This window comes from Waltera intestinalis, from assembly GCF_009695995.1.
Classification (GTDB): Bacteria; Bacillota; Clostridia; order Lachnospirales; family Lachnospiraceae; genus Acetatifactor; species Acetatifactor intestinalis.
The window spans coordinates 17285-35567 of the sequence record NZ_VUMU01000011.1 but is presented as its reverse complement, the minus strand read 5'-3'; the positions used below and the strand labels follow the sequence as shown (position 1 = coordinate 35567).

General features: G+C 48.2%; 14 protein-coding genes and 1 riboswitch. Of the genes, 3 read left to right on the top strand and 11 right to left on the bottom strand.

Translation table 11 applies throughout. The features are described from left to right. Nucleotides 1-9: 9 nt before the first annotated feature. The 8 genes from FYJ59_RS09500 to FYJ59_RS09465 all read right to left on the bottom strand — a co-directional run bounded on the left by FYJ59_RS09500 (nt 10) and on the right by FYJ59_RS09465 (nt 11620). A complete protein-coding gene (locus tag FYJ59_RS09500; RefSeq protein ID WP_154496622.1) occupies nt 10-855 on the bottom strand; it encodes a DUF2225 domain-containing protein in 846 nt (281 codons plus the stop codon). A gap of 24 nt (nt 856-879) precedes the next feature. Then, nucleotides 880-2574, bottom strand: coding sequence for a glutamine--tRNA ligase/YqeY domain fusion protein (locus FYJ59_RS09495; RefSeq protein ID WP_154496621.1), 1695 nt, complete (start codon nt 2572-2574; stop codon nt 880-882). Nucleotides 2575-2667: 93 nt separating this feature from the next. Then, complete coding sequence (locus tag FYJ59_RS09490) at nt 2668-4215, bottom strand: DHH family phosphoesterase (RefSeq protein ID WP_154496620.1); 1548 nt, start codon at nt 4213-4215, stop codon at nt 2668-2670. Nucleotides 4216-4368: 153 nt separating this feature from the next. Beyond that, nucleotides 4369-5547, bottom strand: a complete 1179-nt coding sequence (locus tag FYJ59_RS09485) for a phosphoribosylaminoimidazolecarboxamide formyltransferase (RefSeq protein WP_154496619.1) — start codon at nt 5545-5547, stop codon at nt 4369-4371. Nucleotides 5548-5631: 84 nt separating this feature from the next. Continuing rightward, nucleotides 5632-6339 (bottom strand): IMP cyclohydrolase, encoded by a 708-nt coding sequence (locus FYJ59_RS09480; RefSeq protein WP_022153025.1) that lies wholly within the window; start codon nt 6337-6339, stop codon nt 5632-5634. 46 nt (nt 6340-6385) lie between these two features. Then, a riboswitch (ZMP/ZTP riboswitch) is annotated at nt 6386-6480 on the bottom strand. 140 nt (nt 6481-6620) lie between these two features. After that, the gene (locus tag FYJ59_RS14285; protein ID WP_154496618.1) at nt 6621-9212 is read right to left on the bottom strand and encodes a sensor domain-containing protein; all 2592 of its coding nucleotides are present in this window, start codon (nt 9210-9212) and stop codon (nt 6621-6623) included. 234 nt (nt 9213-9446) lie between these two features. Then, nucleotides 9447-10904 (bottom strand): IMP dehydrogenase, encoded by a 1458-nt coding sequence (guaB, locus tag FYJ59_RS09470; protein WP_022153023.1) that lies wholly within the window; start codon nt 10902-10904, stop codon nt 9447-9449. 221 nt (nt 10905-11125) lie between these two features. Beyond that, on the bottom strand, nt 11126-11620 hold the full coding sequence (locus FYJ59_RS09465; RefSeq protein ID WP_154496617.1) for a DUF6106 family protein: 495 nt from the start codon (nt 11618-11620) through the stop codon (nt 11126-11128). Nucleotides 11621-11899: 279 nt separating this feature from the next. Between FYJ59_RS09465 and FYJ59_RS09460 the strand changes: the two genes are divergently transcribed. After that, the gene (locus tag FYJ59_RS09460; RefSeq protein ID WP_154496616.1) at nt 11900-12661 is read left to right on the top strand and encodes a hypothetical protein; all 762 of its coding nucleotides are present in this window, start codon (nt 11900-11902) and stop codon (nt 12659-12661) included. Between the two features lie 61 nt (nt 12662-12722). Here FYJ59_RS09460 and FYJ59_RS09455 read toward each other — a convergent pair whose 3' ends face one another. Next, nucleotides 12723-14423 (bottom strand): D-alanyl-D-alanine carboxypeptidase, encoded by a 1701-nt coding sequence (locus FYJ59_RS09455; RefSeq protein ID WP_154496615.1) that lies wholly within the window; start codon nt 14421-14423, stop codon nt 12723-12725. 100 nt (nt 14424-14523) lie between these two features. After that, on the bottom strand, nt 14524-15075 hold the full coding sequence (gene yfcE / locus FYJ59_RS09450; RefSeq protein ID WP_022153998.1) for a phosphodiesterase: 552 nt from the start codon (nt 15073-15075) through the stop codon (nt 14524-14526). Nucleotides 15076-15293: 218 nt separating this feature from the next. Here yfcE and trmB point away from each other — a divergent pair, with 218 nt between their 5' ends. Together trmB and trxA are read left to right on the top strand one after the other, a co-directional pair. Further along, nucleotides 15294-15938 (top strand): tRNA (guanosine(46)-N7)-methyltransferase TrmB, encoded by a 645-nt coding sequence (trmB, locus tag FYJ59_RS09445; RefSeq protein ID WP_154496614.1) that lies wholly within the window; start codon nt 15294-15296, stop codon nt 15936-15938. 184 nt (nt 15939-16122) lie between these two features. After that, the gene (gene trxA, locus FYJ59_RS09440) at nt 16123-16443 is read left to right on the top strand and encodes a thioredoxin (protein ID WP_154496613.1); all 321 of its coding nucleotides are present in this window, start codon (nt 16123-16125) and stop codon (nt 16441-16443) included. A gap of 344 nt (nt 16444-16787) precedes the next feature. Here trxA and gatB read toward each other — a convergent pair whose 3' ends face one another. After that, nucleotides 16788-18233, bottom strand: coding sequence for an Asp-tRNA(Asn)/Glu-tRNA(Gln) amidotransferase subunit GatB (gene gatB, locus FYJ59_RS09435; protein ID WP_154496612.1), 1446 nt, complete (start codon nt 18231-18233; stop codon nt 16788-16790). Nucleotides 18234-18283: the final 50 nt, after the last annotated feature.

The following is an 18283-nucleotide window of genomic DNA, read 5'->3' as shown; positions in this document are numbered from 1 at the left end:
AATGTTGTCCTACTTTTTCTGACTCTTCAGTTCCTCCAGGATCTGGTCTTTCAACTCTCTTGCCTTGTCCTTGGTACGGGCATTGGCCGATGGAGATGTGAGGATTGAAGCCACCATACGGCTTGCCACATCGTATTTCTGAAATCTGGTGGCCAATACTCCGATCAGGAACTCCACCGTAATTTCATCCATACCGCACATGGGAAATCCTTCGGTCTGAAGTGCTTCCGTGAAGCCGGTATAAGCATTCTTCAGATAGGTCTCTTCCATGTTTTTCACTTCACGGAGACGGGCCATGTCCGTATCTCCGGATTCTTCCAGATATTCCTGATATCCTCTCATGAGCCATCCGCTTTTTAAGCAGATATAAGCCTTCTCGCTGGCATGGGCACGTTTTACCACCGCATTTGCGAGGCACAGCTTATAGCGTTCGATCGCCTCTTCATAGGTATAGATATCGTCATCATAGGTGTGCAGCTGTACTTTGCTGCTGATATTCTCTTTGATCAGTTTGGCATGTACCTTGGTAATGTTGTTGAAATATCTGTTCAATGCTGCATATCCGCAATGGGGACACAGGATCACATCATATTTTACCGCATCGATTCCTTCGTATTTTGCACGAAGATCCTGATCGGTGCCTAAAAGTCTCGCCTTGCCGGTCTTCATGATCTTGGTGGAAAAGTCTTCTCCACATACCGGGCAGGTGAAATTCTTGTTGTAGATCAGGTCCTTTTCTTCTATCTTAGGTGCCTCGGCCGCTGCCTGTTCTTCCTTTTTCTCCTGTCCGAAGATATCCATATCCTCCAGGTTATCCAGGCCCAGTCCGGCCAGCCCGAACAATTTGTCTGACATTCTTTTGTCTCTTCCTTTCCAAACTTACTTAGGCAGTACGTAAGAACTCTTCAGAGATACGATACGGTTAAATACCGGTTTTCCGGGCTTGGTGTCTTTGCAGTCCACGCAAAAGAAGCCCTGTCTCACGAACTGGAAGCGGTCGTATGCCTGTGCCTTTGCAAATGCAGGCTCTAAGCGGCACTCTGTCAGAGTGGTCAGAGAATTCGGGTTCAGATTCAGACTTCCGTCCTCGTTGTATACCCCCTTCTCCTCATCAATAATATTCTCATACAGACGCACCTGTGCTTTCACAGATTCGGCTGCACTTACCCAGTGGATCGTTCCCTTAACCTTACGACCGTCCGGGCTGTTGCCGCCGCGGCTCTCCGGATCGTAGGTACCATGTACTTCCACAACCTTACCGTTTTCATCCTTGACACAACCGGTGCACTTTACGAAATAAGCGTTCATCAGGCGCACTTCGTTGCCCGGGAACATACGGAAATACTTCTTGGGAGGCTCTTCCATGAAATCGTCTCTCTCGATATATAACTCCTTACCGAAAGGAACCTCACGGCTTCCCAGTGCTTCATTCTCCGGATTGTTGACTACAGGCAGCATCTCGGTCTGTCCTTCGGGATAATTGTCAATGACCAGTTTTACGGGATCCAGGATCGCCATCATACGGGGCGCCTTTGTCTTCAGATCCTCACGGATACAGTACTCTAACATCGCATAATCTGCGGAAGACTGTGCCTTGGAGATACCACACAGCTCTACGAACTTCTTGATAGATTCCGGTGTGAAGCCTCTTCTGCGCAGTGCTGCGATGGATACCAGTCTGGGATCATCCCAGCCGTCCACGATACCCTGCTCTACCAGCTTCTTGATATAACGCTTACCGGTCACCACGTTGGTCAGGTACAGCTTGGCGAACTCGATCTGCTTGGGAGGATGCGGGTATTCCAGCTCTCTTACCACCCAGTCATATAAGGGTCTGTGATCCTCGAACTCCAAAGTACAGATAGAGTGGGTCACGCCTTCAATGGCATCCTCGATGGGATGTGCAAAATCGTACATCGGGTAAATGCACCATTTGTCACCGGTATTCTGGTGAGACATATGTGCCACACGGTAGATAACGGGATCACGCATATTGATATTCGGTGATGCCATATCGATGCGGGCACGCAGTACCTTGGAGCCGTCCTCGTACTTTCCGGCCTTCATATCCTCGAACAGTGCCAGATTCTCTTCAACGCTTCTTACGCTGCCGGGATCCTCCTTGCCGGGTTCGGTCAGGCTTCCTCTGTACTCACGGATCTGCTCTGCGCTTAAGTCAGAGACATACGCCTTGCCCTTTTTGATCAGCTTTACGGCTGCTTCATACATCTGGTCAAAATAGTTGGATGCGAAGAAGAGGCGATCCTCCCAGTCCGCGCCCAGCCACTTTACATCTGCCTTGATGGACTCCACGAATTCAGACTTTTCCTTGGTGGGGTTAGTATCATCAAAACGCAGGTTGAATTTGCCGTTGTATTTCTGAGCCAGACCATAGTTCAGCAGAATACTTTTGGCATGTCCGATGTGAAGATATCCGTTGGGTTCGGGAGGGAAACGGGTATGTACGGTATCGTATACACCCTCCGCCAGATCCTTGTCGATGATCTGCTCTATAAAATTCTTAGATTCCTTCACTTCTGCGGAATCTACGATTTCTTTTTCCAGTTCGCTCATGGTAATATCCTTGCCTTTCGTTTACTTAATACTGTTTTCGTAACCTTAATCTTACCACACAAGGAAAATTTTATAAACCTTTTTTTGCGATTCTTATGTCATCTCTTCAAAATTATTCAGAAGATTCTGCGCAGGCTCTATGAACATATTGTGCAGATCATCCTCACTGGCCACCAGATAATCTCCGGCTCTGCCCGTCATATAAGTATCCTCATCCCAGATGGGGAATATCTTTACTCCCCGCTTCAGCTCGAGGGCATAGATACAGAAAGCATCCGCAGGCATACCCATACGGACATATTCCGTCAGCAGATGATTACTGCCATCCCTGCCGTCCTTGACTCTCGGGATATATCCCATAGAGCTGCAATATTCCTCCGGCAGGGGCAGATCACACAGTTCCAGGATCCGGTGAAATCTCCCGGTCGGAACCGGATGCAGCTCCCCGGTACGCTCCAGGGTGAAATACATATCCTGTCTGGTGTCGATATCCATCGTACCGTCCTCGGTACGTATAGATACCACGTTTCCGAGTTCTGCCAGATCCGCTGCCTTCAGGCAGGCGATCGGCTCTTTCCGCCTGCGGTATTTTTTACCCTCTTTTACAGGGAATTTGCGTTCTTTCGCATATACGATCTCAAAATTGTCAAAATACTTCGTCATCCGGTTATTGAAATAAGCCTCGGAATGAAGTGTGGGATATTTTTCCTCATACAGCTTCATGCTGATGTAGCCTCCGGCCTTTTCCACATGACCACCGCCGGAACCGGTCCCCTCCGAGAGGTAATTCGACAATTCACTGGCATTAACCTCCCGGATACAACTTCTGACGGAGAATTTATATCCGCCGCTGTCCTCATTGTAGACTACGCAGGTATTCACTCCGGCTACCTGGAGCAGGAAATCACTGATCAGTCCCAGCACATTGGGGTCACAGGGTTGGGAATGGATCACAGCGAACTGGTAATCGTCATTGTAATTACAACGTAACAGTGCCACCCCGGCGATCTCCAGCTCCTTCAGGGAAATATTGGAATTGCGGAACAGGGATACCAGATTCTTGTCAAAGTTCAGGCTCTCGCGCATATCCATATCCACCGGATTGGACAGCTCCGAGAACTGATTGGTATCCATGAACAGCCCATAATACAAAGCGGTCCCCAGATCTTTATTTTTCTCCACCGGATAATGCATCTCCTGAAGCATGGTCCATACCAGAGTCGCACAGCTGCCAAGATTAGGTTGTAATCGCATTTTCTCCGTACAGATCACTTCCAGAGGATGATGATCGATCACTGCGATCTCCTCTGCCGGGATTACGGTCACATTGCCGGCACCGTATTGACAGTCCACTGTGATCAGAAGTCCGTCCACCGGCTCCTCTCCGGGATGCGCCAGATATTTCAGCGGAATTCCAAGCTTTTCCACCATCAGCGTCAGGTTTGCCTTTCTCACTTTGTTTTTCCCGGCATACAGCAGTCTCACATCTTTTCCCTGATCACGGAAAAAACAATACAATCCAAACCCGGACGCTATCGCATCCGCATCCGGATTATCGTGACACTGGATCGTGATCCGGTCATATCCCAGCAATTCCTCCAGCATCATTTCTCTGCTTTTCTCTGCCCCTCGTCTGTCCATAACTACGCTTTCCTCATCTTCCTCGTTGTAATGCTCCCGGTAACCTTACCCAGGCCGTCTCTCTTATTCTATTCAGCGAAACTCCGGATCGCTACCCACATAAAAATGAAATACAGGCAGGTCCTGTTACAGTCCTGCCCGCAAATATCTGTCTTAATGGTGGAACAGACGGATGCCTGTAAACGCCATCACCATGTTATATTTATCGCAGCATGCAATAACATCTGCATCACGCACGGATCCACCGGGCTGTGCGATGTATTTTACACCACTCTTATGAGCTCTCTCGATATTATCGGAGAAGGGGAAGAATGCATCGCTTCCCAGAGTCACATCCTGCATTTTGTCAAGCCATGCTCTCTTTTCCTCTCTGGTAAATACAGGGGGTTTTACCTTGAAGATACCTTCCCAGGTACCGTCAGCCAGCACATCCATGTACTCATCGCCCATGTAGACATCAATGGCATTGTCACGGTTGGCTCTGCCTAAGCTGTCTACGAACTGCAGACCCAGCACCTGGGGAGACTGACGTAAGAACCAGTTGTCCGCCTTGCTGCCGGCCAGTCTGGTGCAGTGGATACGGGACTGCTGTCCGGCACCGATGCCGATGGCCTGACCGTCCTTGACATAGCATACGGAATTGGACTGGGTATACTTCAGAGTGATCAGTGCGATCTTCATATCGATCAGGGCACTCTCCGGGATCTCCTTGTTCACAGTCACGATATTGGACAGCAGGTCACCATTGATGTCCAGTTCGTTACGACCCTGCTCAAAAGTGATACCATATACCTGCTTGTGCTCGATGGGAGCGGGCCGGTAGGCAGGATCGATCTGGATGATATTGTAAGCACCCTTTTTCTTCTGCTTTAACAGCTCCAGTGCCTCGTCGGTATATCCGGGTGCGATGACACCGTCGGATACCTCTCTCTTGATCAGGCGTGCGGTATCTGCGTCGCAGACATCGGATAATGCGATGAAATCACCGAAGGAGGACATTCTATCTGCGCCACGTGCTCTTGCATAAGCACATGCCAGAGGAGACAGCTCTCCCAGATCATCCACCCAGTAGATCTTCGCCAGGGTGTCATTTAAGGGCAGTCCTACCGCAGCACCGGCGGGAGATACATGCTTAAAAGAAGTGGCTGCGGGAAGTCCCGTAGCTTCCTTCAGCTCCTTGACCAGCTGCCAGCCGTTGAAAGCATCCAGGAAGTTGATATATCCGGGCTTGCCGTTCAGGACGGTAACAGGCAGGTCACTGCCGTCTTCCATGAAGATCCTGGAAGGCTTCTGGTTCGGGTTACATCCGTATTTTAACTGAATCTCGTTCATCTTATTTTTCTCCTATTCTACGATATTCACTATTCAGAATCTGCATTCGCAAAACGCCTCTTTGAGGTTTCCTTCTTGCGCTCATTACACATTCTTGTTCACGATCTTAGTCTCGTATTTGCCGGTCTCGATATCAATGAAGCGAACGAACAGGGATACCTTGTTGTCCTCATTTAAGCTATTCCACAGCATATCAGTAAATGCATCCATATCATCGGGGATCTCCACTAACTTCGGCTCACCCTGGAAGCTGGGCAGGGGATTGCCATCGTGCATGTAAGTATGAATGAAACGTCCCTCTCCGGGAAGGGGATTCTCGTAAGCATAGGTAAAACGCAGGCAGGAATCAGGGTTGCCGTTGTCACTCTTCAAAATGGACATGGCGTAATTATACTTGCCGTTCTCGATATGCATGATACCGGAGATTCTCGGTGTATAATTCGGTCCGTCCGGCTCGAATTCTCTGGTGCGCAGGGACTGTTCAAAGGTCAGCTGTTTGTCCATTCCCTCGTAAATAGTGTCTGTCTGGTCACCGTTGGTCACGATGGTCTTGTTGCCCAGGACACGTACCGGCGCATAGATGATCAGACTGGGATCTTCCAGTTTGGAAGGGTCGAAAGCCTGGGTGCGGATGCCCTCTCCCTCTGTCACAAACACACGATTGCGGCTGTTGGCGCTTCTTCCCATGATAAAATAAGCGGTTACGGCATATTTACCGTTTGCAGAGCGTCCGATCACGATACCTCTGCCGGGATAAGCATTGCTTTTCAGTTCCTGTTCCAGTTGTAACATAGTTTTTCCTCCGTTTAATAAAAGAATCCGCCTAAGCACCAAAAATAGACGGTGCCCAGGCGGTCGGCTTTCACTATTCTACACTCCCTGTGGGTAATCTCCACTGCAGCAGGCTGCGTTCCGCCAGTCGTGTAGCTATATCAATAGTAGCATGGTTCCCCGATACTTGACAAGAGGGATTTTGATAATTTTGTTACTTCCGTAACAGTTCTGCCCCAAAGCCTTCATAAAAGCGTCTGCAAGCACCCGATCGTCGCATTTGCTATTCTATGGCTGAACTGTTACTTCACATATTTTGCCTCGAACGCATGTCTCTCCATAGGACGGTCAAAATAGTATCCCTGAATATATTTGACCTTCATGCCCTGCAGCACTTTGAACTGTTCCGGAGTCTCAATACCTTCCACGCAGACACTGACGCCAATGGTCTGTGCCAGCTCTGCCACCATCTTGATAAAGGACTGGGAATAGGCATCCCCCGCCAGATCTTTGACGAAGCTCTGATCCACCTTGATGACATCAATGGGGATCTCACGAATATGGTTTAAGGAAGAATAACCGGTTCCGAAATCATCCAGTGCCAGTGAGACACCCAGTGCCTTGATCCGGTTCAGGATCTCTTTCATACGATCCATATCGTTGATCGCAAGACTCTCTGTTACCTCCAGTGTCAGATTCTTCGGCGATAAGCCAGTGTCCGCAAGCGCCTTTTCCACCGTCTCCACGATGTCCGTCTGAAGGAGCTGAACCACGGAAAGGTTGACATTTACCTTATAATCCGGATATCCGGTATCGTTCCAGTGCTTACAGCGGGTACAGGCCTCCGTCAGTACATAATTGCCGATGGGATTGATCAGTCCCAGATACTCCGCCAGGGGAATGAATTCCGCCGGTGAGATAAATCCCAGCTTTGCACTGTTCCAGCGGATCAGTGCCTCGGCTCCGGCACAGACATCCTTGCCGCCCTGAATATCGATGATAGGCTGGTAATAGACCTCGAACTCCCGATACCCCTCCACCATGGCATCACGCATGTTCTTCTCCATGTCCAGACGGCGTCCCGATACGGAATCATTGCCTTCCCGATACGTTTCCACACGGTTTTTACCGGTCTTTTTCGCCTCATACATGGCAATATCCGCTTTTTTGATCAGATCTGTCACGGAATCTCCTTCATCCGGGAAAGTGACGATACCCATACTCATGGTACAGTAATAATCTGCATCCTTCAAAAACCAGGGCTTGCTGAAGATCTTCTTAATATCTTCCACAATATTTCCAAACCGGGGATAGCTGTCCGGCGGAATGATAATGACGAATTCGTCTCCACCCATACGGTAACAGGTATTCTCGATGCCATTGATCCGTTTCAGTGCATGGGAGATGGATTTTAACAGCACATCACCGTACTGGTGTCCCAGTCCGTCATTGATATGCTTGAAATCATCCAGATCCAGATACAATAACGCTCCTTTTCCTCCGGTCTTCTTCGCCTGATCGATCTGTCTCGCCAGATCCCTCTCACAGCACATGCGGTTATACAGTCCCGTCAGAAAATCTGTGTATGCCTGCTGCTCGATCCGGCGCTGGTACAGCTTTTTATCCGTAATATCATATAGGGAGTACAGATTGGCTTTTTTGCCATCCACCCAGGCAATCTCCTTGCACAACAGATCGTACCAGGTCTCCTTCTCCGCATGATATACCACGCTGACAGTTCTGGTTTTGTCCTTGTGGATACTGGACTGCAGCAGGGCATCAAAATTATGATCCATCAGTTCCTTGGCAAAGGTATTCTTCAATATCTGGTTGGCGAACAGCATCCTGCCCGTATTCTGATCCGTTACGTAGATGGCACATCCCACGTTGTCCAGGATCTCCTCCAGTGCGGCGTAGGAACCTGCCAGGGAATTTTTCTGGATCCGTCTGGTCAGGATACTCTGTAAGATCTTCACCGCGTCAGAAGTGAATTTAATCTCCGCCATGCTCCAGACATGCCCCTGTCTTCTGTGGTTCAGAGACAGCACCATATTGCCGCTCTCCTGTTTCAGGATAGGAAATATCATCACGGCTTTCATGCCTATCTTTTCAATTTCCTCAGAGTCAGGCTTACCCACACTGTCCGTAGATACCACCAGTGGCTTCTCTGTATGGAGAAAAGAATTCTCGGGGATCCCGCTAGTCTTGTCAAAATAAGAGATCAGTCCCGGTGTCAGCCATTCACAGACGACATTCATCGTATCCGTGTCTGCCTGCAGCTGAAAAATCTCTGCGCTGTCTACCTGAATGTGCTGTGCCAAAATCTTCAGCCATCGGCTCATGGTCAGTTCAATCTGTTCATCGCTGTCCAGGAGCTGGACGATCTCCGTAGTAGCCTCTATCGTATGGAGATTGCGGCTCATCTCTTCCTCTGCATATCTGCTCCTTCTGCTCTCGGCTTCCGCGCTGAAACAGGACATACGGTCTCTGTAGATATCTGCACTGGTATCCCGCAACAGATCCAGAATCTGGTAAAAAGATATGGTATCGAGCTTCTTCAGATCATATACCTGCCAGTACAGAATGATCTGATTCTCTACACTGACGGCAACTGCTGCCACATGTCCGCCATCCGGCAGCTCTTCCACCACCTGTTCCTCCAGGGATCCTTCCTGTACTCTGTCTAATGCCTGCGCTGCTTTCTTCCGATATTCTCCTAAGATCGGATCTTCCCCATCCGGTCTTATCAGGGACTTATCGATGTACGGCTCTGTTATGGCTCTGCCTTCCTTGTCCACACAGACCGCTGTGACTCCCGTCACCTTGCAGAACTCGTTCTGCAGATGCTGCAGGCGATTTTCGTCTATCAATTCACGTAATGCAAACTCAGCCACTTTTTTGCTCCCCTGTTTCTCTGTAAAATATTCAGAAATTTCTTCCCGAATATTTATATTCTACCATGTATCCCGAAATTGATACAAGCTATTATTTTACATTTTTTGCTATATTTATTAAATTGCTTGAAAAATTCGTATCATTTTGTCAATTATTGCAAATATTTTGTATGCAGAAAAAGGCGATCGTAAGTCTGACCTACGATCACCTTTCTCATCTCTTTTTTGTAAAACTTATTTATCATCCACGCTGTAGTTCGGAGCTTCCTTGGTAATGTGGATGTCATGAGGATGGCTCTCTTTCAGAGATGCTGCGGAGATCTTCACGAATCTGCCGGTCTCTTTCAGGGTTTCGATATCCTGTGCACCGCAGTAACCCATACCGGAACGAAGACCGCCGAGTAACTGGAATACGGTATCTTCTACGCTGCCCTTGTAAGCCACACGGCCCTCGACACCTTCGGGTACCAGTTTCTTTGCATTCTCCTGGAAGTAACGATCCTTACTGCCGTTCTCCATAGCCGCGATGGAACCCATGCCACGGTATACCTTGTATTTTCTGCCCTGGAACAGTTCGTATTCTCCCGGGCTCTCCTCGCATCCTGCGAACATGGAACCCATCATACATACGTTACCGCCGGCTGCGATTGCCTTGGTAATATCTCCGGAATACTTGATACCGCCATCAGCAATGATGGGAATACCGTATTCTTTTGCCACGCTATAGCAGTCCATGATAGCGGATACCTGGGGAACACCGATACCTGCAACCACACGGGTAGTACAGATGGAACCGGGTCCGATACCTACCTTAACGGCATCTGCACCAGCCTCGATCAGTGCACGGGTTGCGTCGCCGGTAGCTACGTTACCTGCGATCACCTGCAGATCGGGATATTTTTCCTTGATCATCTTCAGACAGTTCAGTACGTTCTGGGAATGACCGTGTGCGGAATCCAGTACGATGACATCAACCTTGGCTGCTACTAAAGCTGCCACACGATCCAGTACATTTGCGGTGATACCTACGCCGGCACCGCAGAGCAGTCTGCCCTGGGAATCCTTGGCTGCCAGAGGATATTTGATGGTCTTCTCAATATCTTTGATGGTGATCAGACCTTTTAGGTTGAAGTCCTTATCTACAATAGGAAGTTTTTCCTTTCTTGCTTTTGCCAGGATCTTCTTCGCTTCTTCCAGAGTGATACCTTCGGGAGCGGTGATCAGGCCTTCGCTGGTCATGGATTCCTTGATCTTCTTGGTAAAATCAGTCTCAAACTTCAGATCACGGTTAGTGATGATGCCGACTAATTTTCTGCCCTCGGTGATAGGCACACCGGAGATCCTGAATTTCGCCATCAATGCATCTGCGTCTGCCAGAGTATGCTCCGGAGACAGAGAGAAAGGATCGGTGATGACACCATTCTCGGAACGCTTTACCTTATCTACCTCTTCTGCCTGTGCCTCGATAGACATGTTCTTATGGATGATACCGATACCACCCTGTCTTGCCATGGCGATCGCCATGCGGTGCTCGGTAACGGTGTCCATCCCTGCGCTCATCATAGGAATGTTCAGCTTGATCTTTTTTGTCAGCCATGTGGTCAAATCCACCTGATTGGGGACTACCTGAGAATAAGACGGTACCAGAAGTACGTCGTCAAAGGTAATGCCTTCACCAATAATCTGTCCCATTTTCTCTCCTCCTGTGTTCATTTAATAAGATTTGTGAATGATTTGTTTTGATAATATAAGCTATGCTTATAATAAGTATTTGCTGTGCTTATAGCATTTCCATGAGTTTAGCAAAGTTTTCTATGACTGTCAACCGGATATTGCATATTTTTGTATCAAAAAAGGATTCCGATGCATCCTGTTCACCGGAATCCTTTTGTTCATGAATCACTCACTGATCATTATTCACTGAATACCTTACGGGGAGCTACACTCTTAAGTACCTTCACCAGTTCCTCGTTGGGACTGAAGATGATCTTCTCGCCACCTTCATAATACATTGCATAACGGCCGTCCGGCTGCAGAACTTCGCCGATGCTATAGTCCTTCTCCTTCACCTGGCGGTTCTTGAAATTGTCCAGATGGTAGGAATAGACCGGTGCAAATATTTCCATACGGTCAATGCTGTAAGTACCTACACGCTTTCTCTTGCTCTTGGCCATGATCTTGTCCACAGACACCTCCTTATCCAGATAGAGATACTCATACTCCAGATCGGTGAACATATTCAGGAAATATGCTCCCACACCTGCGACAAGAGCTATGGGCAGGAAAATGATAAATACAAACATTACCAGACAGCTTAACACCGTCAGGGTAACCAGTAATACTTTTAAAATTTTTGCCCATGCGGGCTGCTTTGCTTTTACCAGACATTCTACGTAAGAATCACTCATGTTTCGTTTCCTTTTCTCTTCCTTTATTCTGTAGCAGAAATTTTCCGTGTCGTTCTTCCATTCCTTCGGGAAATCTCTGTTTACGTCTGTCCGGATTCTGTTTCTCCTGACAATCGTTTTCTATTATGATATATCATCCGTGGAAAACTTGCAAGATATGCCCGGATTTTTTGGGCGATTTAATTCTTTTTTTAGAATCCTCTTACACTTCCTTCATTGACTTTCAGACATGGAACCTTTATCATAAATCTATATTGAGCGCAGAAAGGCGGTTTTTCCATGGCGGTAATGGATGAATTTAAAGAAGAACGGGAAGCACTGAAAAGCGGCACTCCTAAACAGAAGCTGGCGTATTTCTGGTATTATTATAAATGGCATGTGATCATTTCCGTGATCATCATCGGTATGCTCGTAAGCTTTATTTACCAGTTCGTAAACCGAAAGGATACAGCTTTTAACGCCGTTTTATTAAACGCAAGTCTCTTAGACCAGATATCCTCCGAGCAGCCGGATTTCATTACGGATTTCGCCGAAAAAGAGGGCATCGATCTGAATACCAGCGATATCACCTTTGATACTTCTATTCGTATCGTGGAAGACAGCATGGACGAGGCCTCCGTCACTTCTACCCAGAAGCTGATGGTATATGTGGCAGCAAATGAGCTTGACAGCATGATCACGGATTTCAATTCTTTCCAAAAATATGCCAACAGCAGCCTGTTCTATGATCTGCGGGATATCCTCACAGAAGAACAGCTCCAGGCACTGGAACCTTATTTCTATTACGTGGACAGAGAAGTGGTGTTGGCGATCGAGGCAGCAAACGATGATCTGAATACCGATTATACTCCGGAATATCCCAATCCTCTCCACCCGGAAGAGATGCAGGATCCCATCCCGGTAGGCATCTGCCTGACCGGCTGTACGGATCTGACCGACAACTATTACTTCCGCGGAGACGGTATCGTCATGGGCATCTACGCCAATGCGGAACATGCGGATACCGCAGTGGATCTGGCGGAATATTTATTGAGCAAATAGAAATTTGCAACACTGAACTTAAAAGGCATGCCCCGTTGTGATGGGACATGCCTTAATTTTTTTAAAAATCCAGATCGCGGAAGCGGTTTGGTTTCTTGGGCTTGCGCCGCTTTTTCGCCTGTCTGATAGCTTCTCTCCGCCTGCTTTGCAGGTCCTGGTTCACCGAGCGGTACCGGGATCTGGAGCGCTTTCTCCTGCGGCCAAACCGCCACGTCAGCCTGGTACTGCGATGTGCGAATTGATAGTTCTTAATAAACGCCCGGATCAAAAGTATCAGGAAGATCACTACAGCGACCCCCAGTATCCAGAAAAATACCTTGATTACATTGATAAATATCACTGCCGGACCGCCGGAGGCCGTATCTTTTTCCCCGGAAGCTGCCGGCTGTGTGGCAGTGGGAATACCTCCGCCCTCGTCGGCCGGCTCATCAGCCGCCGCTCCTTCTGTCGGCTGCGTAGCCCCGGTGCTGTCCGGCTCCTGCGTCGCTGCTGTAGCTTCTGCCCCATCCGTTGTTCCTGTGGTCTCGTCCCCAAACACACTGCTTCCTTTTTCCGAAGCCGTGAAATCTATGGATGCCGTTCCCAGTACCACATCATTGTAGGTATAGGTGATCACGGCAGCCTGCCCCGGCGCGGTATTGTCGTAGGAGATTGCGGACACAGCATCCCGGAACGTAATCGTGTTGGGCAGGGTAATACTGTCGTTTTGGTTCAATTGCAGAATCGGTTTGGAATTTCCGAAGATATCATTGCCGCTGTAAAAAGCTCCCGCATTGTCGATATTATATTTCGTCTCCGTCTGAGAGATGTTCATTCTTTGGAAATTACTGAATCCATAGTCGAACAGAGCAATCGTATCTTCATAATAATTAGGGTTCTCATCCTTCATCACCACGCAGATCAGCTTCATGCCGTCCTTCTCCGCACAGGAGACCAGGGTGCTTCTCGCCACATCGGTATAACCGGTCTTACATCCTACCAGGTAGGGATATGCGTATTTTCCGCCCGGGATCAGTTCCATCTTATTGACTTCCATGATGTCATCCGGTTGTCTCTCCGACGGCAGAATGTGCAGCATGTGCGTCATGGTCATCTTGCATAATGCTTCATTGGCAAAAAAAGCTCTGCCGATCATCGCCAGATCATAGGCGCTGGTGTAATGCTCCTCATTGGGAAGACCGTTGGGATTGACAAAATGAGAATCCACACATCCCAGTTCCTTCGCACGCTCGTTCATGATATCACCGAAGTCCTGCCAGGTCGTCCCCGAGATATGTTCCGCCACCGCAAAAGAGACCTCATTCGCTGAACGGATCAGAATCGCATTCAGACATTCCTCCATGGTCAGCTGCTCTCCCGGCTCGATGGCGATATGGTTGCTTCCGGGGTCGATATCATGTACCGCATCATAGGAGAAATCCACGATCTCATCCATGCTGCAGCGTTCTGAAGCAATCAGGGTCGTTAATATTTTCGTGGTACTGGCGGGATATTCCTTTTGATGAATATTTTTCGCATATAAGATAGCGCCGGTATCCGCATCCATCAAAATTGCGGATTCCGCACTGATCACCGGTCCGGTAGGCCAGTTCGCCACTGCATTGGACTGCACTGCCAGTGACTGATTGTAGGCAATGTTCTCCTCTTTGATGGTGGTAGCCGAAACTGTAAGTCCATCAGACGCAAAAAGGCAGATAACGCTGATTCCCATGACTGCCTTCGTAAAAAGTGTTCTATATGATAAATGCTTAAAAAAACGCATGTATAAATCCTTCCTGATATATCTTTATAAACCTTTATAAAAATGGTGTATGATAATGCACATTCTCTATCATACACCATTTTACTTAAAAACCAAAGTGCTAACTTAATTTTTTTCGCATATGTTCCTGTCCGTCAAAATCTTTCCAGACAAACTCGCTGCCTTCCCAGATCATGTATCCATGCCAGCTGTCTTCCTTGGGCAGTGACACCGATCCGGGATTCATATAAATGTAAGATTCCTCTTCGTGTACAGCGCACTTCGGCACATGAGTGTGTCCGTGCAGCAATATGTCCCCGGGATGCAGCGGCGGAAGCTTCTGTTCGTTATAGATATGTCCATGTGTGGCATAGACTGCCGTCTCCCCTTCCGCAATCACACAGTAATCCGCCAACACAGGGAATTCCAACACCATCTGGTCCACCTCAGTATCACAATTGCCCCGGACGCAATAGATGTCATTTTTACGGGCATTCAAAAGTTCAATGACTTCCTTCGGTGCATATCCTTCCGGAAGGTCATTGCGGGGACCGTGATATAAGATATCCCCCAACAACAGAAGTCTCTCCGCTTCCTCTTTTTCATATGCCTCTAATAATTTTCTGCAATAGTATGCCGAACCGTGAATGTCCGACGCGATCATCCATTTCATCCTCTTTCCTCCGGGTTTTATATGAAACCAGCCACGACCGCCCGATGCAACAGGGTCGTGCACAACCACCTGTTCCGCCAGGGGCATGCATAGTCATCCATTCCAACAGGGTCACTTGACAAGCTTTCCAAGATAAAGTACATTGACAATACAGATTCTACACGAATCTGCAGCATTCATCAAGAAAAGTCATTAAATAAAGAAAGGTTATCAAATATATGAGATTACGCAATATTACCGGCTCCCGTGAAGTGATCGCAGAAAGTCCTTACGTGGTACCGGAAGATACTTTGGAAAGCTGCCCCGGAACCTGGCATGATATCTTTGGTAACGATCACCCCATTCATATCGAGATCGGTATGGGAAAGGGACGTTTCCTGCATACCCTCGCCAAATCAAATCCGGAGATCAACTATGTGGGCATTGAAAAATATTCCAGTGTTCTGCTCCGTGCGATCCAGAAAATGGAGGAAGATGAGCTTCCCAATCTTAAATTCATCCGCATGGATGCCGAAGATATCGACAAGGTATTCGGGAAGGGAGAGGTCGACCGGATCTATCTGAACTTCTCCGATCCCTGGCCGAAGGACCGCCATGCCAAGAGACGCCTACCCTCCAGACAGTTTCTGGCACGCTATGATGTGATCCTGAAAAAAGAGGGCACACTGGAGTTCAAGACAGACAACCGTCCTCTGTTCGATTTTGCAGTCGAGGAACTGGAACCTGCCGGATGGCAGGCAAAAGTGATCACTTATGATCTGCATAGTGACGCTTCACTGATGGAAGGTAATGTCATGACGGAATACGAGGAGAAATTCTCTTCCATTGGCAACCCTATCTGCAAATATATTATTTTTAGATAACAATTCATAATACACTCATTTTTTTGAAATACTTGTAACTATTCAGAGTCATGCAAAACTACGATCTGCGAATGCTTGCATTCAAGCAGATAAGAAGTTTTATATGGTGAATGTGGTTCTAAATCGTTACAAAAACTTAAGACATATCGGCTGCTTACATTCAGCCGGGAAAGGAAGGATCATTATGGAATACACTTTTACTGCTGCAAATTTTGAAGAGGAGGTTCTGCAGTCGGAGCTTCCCGTCCTGGTAGACTTCTACGCTGACTGGTGCGGTCCCTGCAAGATGATGGGACCTGTGGTGGAGAAATGTGCCGAAGCTTATGCCGGTAAGATGAAGATCGGCAAACTCAACGTGGATGACAACATGGCGATCGCGCAGAAGTACCGTGTGGTAAGCATTCCGCATTTCATCGTGTTCAAAAATGGAGAGCCCGCTGTAACCTTCGGCGGTGCCATGTCCGAAGCCGACTTCCGTCAGAAGCTGGATCAGGTGCTGGCATAACTTGAAAGTTAGTGAAATAATCCCGTAGCCCTTGGCAGGGCTACTGGTTTTTGAAAGCTTTCCAAAACGCAGAACTCCCGGAGTATGCGGTGCCATGTCGAAGATGTTTATCGGAGGATGTTGATATTTTCTAGAAAAGTGCTGAAAGACAGGGGGAAAGCGGACACGATGTCCGCGTCAGCCGATTGTCGACATGGATGTCGACTGTAGGCGGCCCCGTCATGACGAGAACTACTCATCACTTTTCGTAGAAAATTCACATCCGGAGACCTTACATCGAGACATGTGTATCGCATGCTCCGGGAGTTCGTGGATTTTGCCAATGTATTCAACTAACTCTCAATTCACAGCAGTTCCTTCAGCATCTGGTTGACGCTGGCGGGATCTGCCTTGCCTTTCATTGCTTTCATGGTCTGACCTACCAAGAAGCCGATGGCTTTCTCTTTGCCGTTGTGGTAGTCCTCCACAGACTGCGGGTTCGCGGCAATGACTTCCTCCACGACTTTACGCAATGCACCTTCGTCATTGACGGTCTTCAGCCCCTTCTCCTCCACATACTGTTCGGGATCTACATCTTCCTCAAACATCACCTGGAATACTTCTTTTGCTACAGAAGAGTTGATAACCTTGCCGTCTACCAGCCCGATCAGCCTGCTCAGATGCTCCGGTGAGAAACGGATATCCTCCGGCTCCATCTCTTTTTCTTTTAACAGGCGCATAGTCTCCACCATCAGCCAGTTGGACACCTTCTTGGGCTGGCTTCCCAGTGCCACGGAAGCTTCGAAGATATCTGCCAGATGCTTGGAGCCGGTGATGATATCGATATCATATTCCGGAATATCGTATTCTTCCTTGTAACGCTTCATCTTCTCGGTGCGGAATTCCGGCTGTTTGCTGCGGATGCTTTCCAGCCACTCATCACTGATATAGACCGGTACCAGATCAGGATCCGGGAAGTAACGATAATCCTGCGCATCCTCCTTGGAACGCATCGCATAGGAATATTCCTTATTATCATCCCAGCGTCTGGTCTCCTGAATGACCTCTTTGCCGGCCTCCAGCAGATCGATCTGGCGCTCCCGCTCCCCCTGAATGGCTCTGGCGATGGCCTTGAAGGAATTCAGGTTCTTCATCTCGGTACGGGTTCCGAACTTTTCCGCTCCCACTTCTCTCACGGACAGATTGACATCGGCACGCATAGAGCCTTCCTGAAGCTTGCAGTCGGACGCTCCCAGATACTGGATCAGCAGACGTAATTTTTCCAGATAAGCAATGACCTCCTCTGCGCTGCGCATATCCGGCTCTGATACGATCTCGATCAGGGGCACGCCGGAACGGTTGTAATCTACCAATGTACAATCTTCCCAGTCATCATGCACCAGTTTACCGGCATCCTCCTCCATGTGGATCTCGTGGATACGCACCGGCTTTGTATAGGTGCTGCCGTCCTCTCCTGCCACCTCGATCTCTACGGAACCATTGCGGCAGATAGGCAGATACAGCTGGGAGATCTGATAGTTTTGAGGGTTATCGGGATAGAAATAATTTTTTCTGTCAAATTTGCAATACTGTGTGATGGTACAATTCGTCGCAAGGCCTACTGCCACCGCATATTCCACCACCTGTTTATTCAGCACCGGAAGAGATCCCGGCATACCGGTACATACCGGACAGGTGTGGGTATTGGGTCTGCCACCGAACGCTGTGGAACAGCCGCAGAATATTTTCGTCTTCGTGGCAAGCTCTACATGAACTTCCAGACCGATCACTGTTTCATATTGTTTTGCCATAATAAATACCTTTCCGTATCTGCATTGTTACTTTATATATGTGTATATTT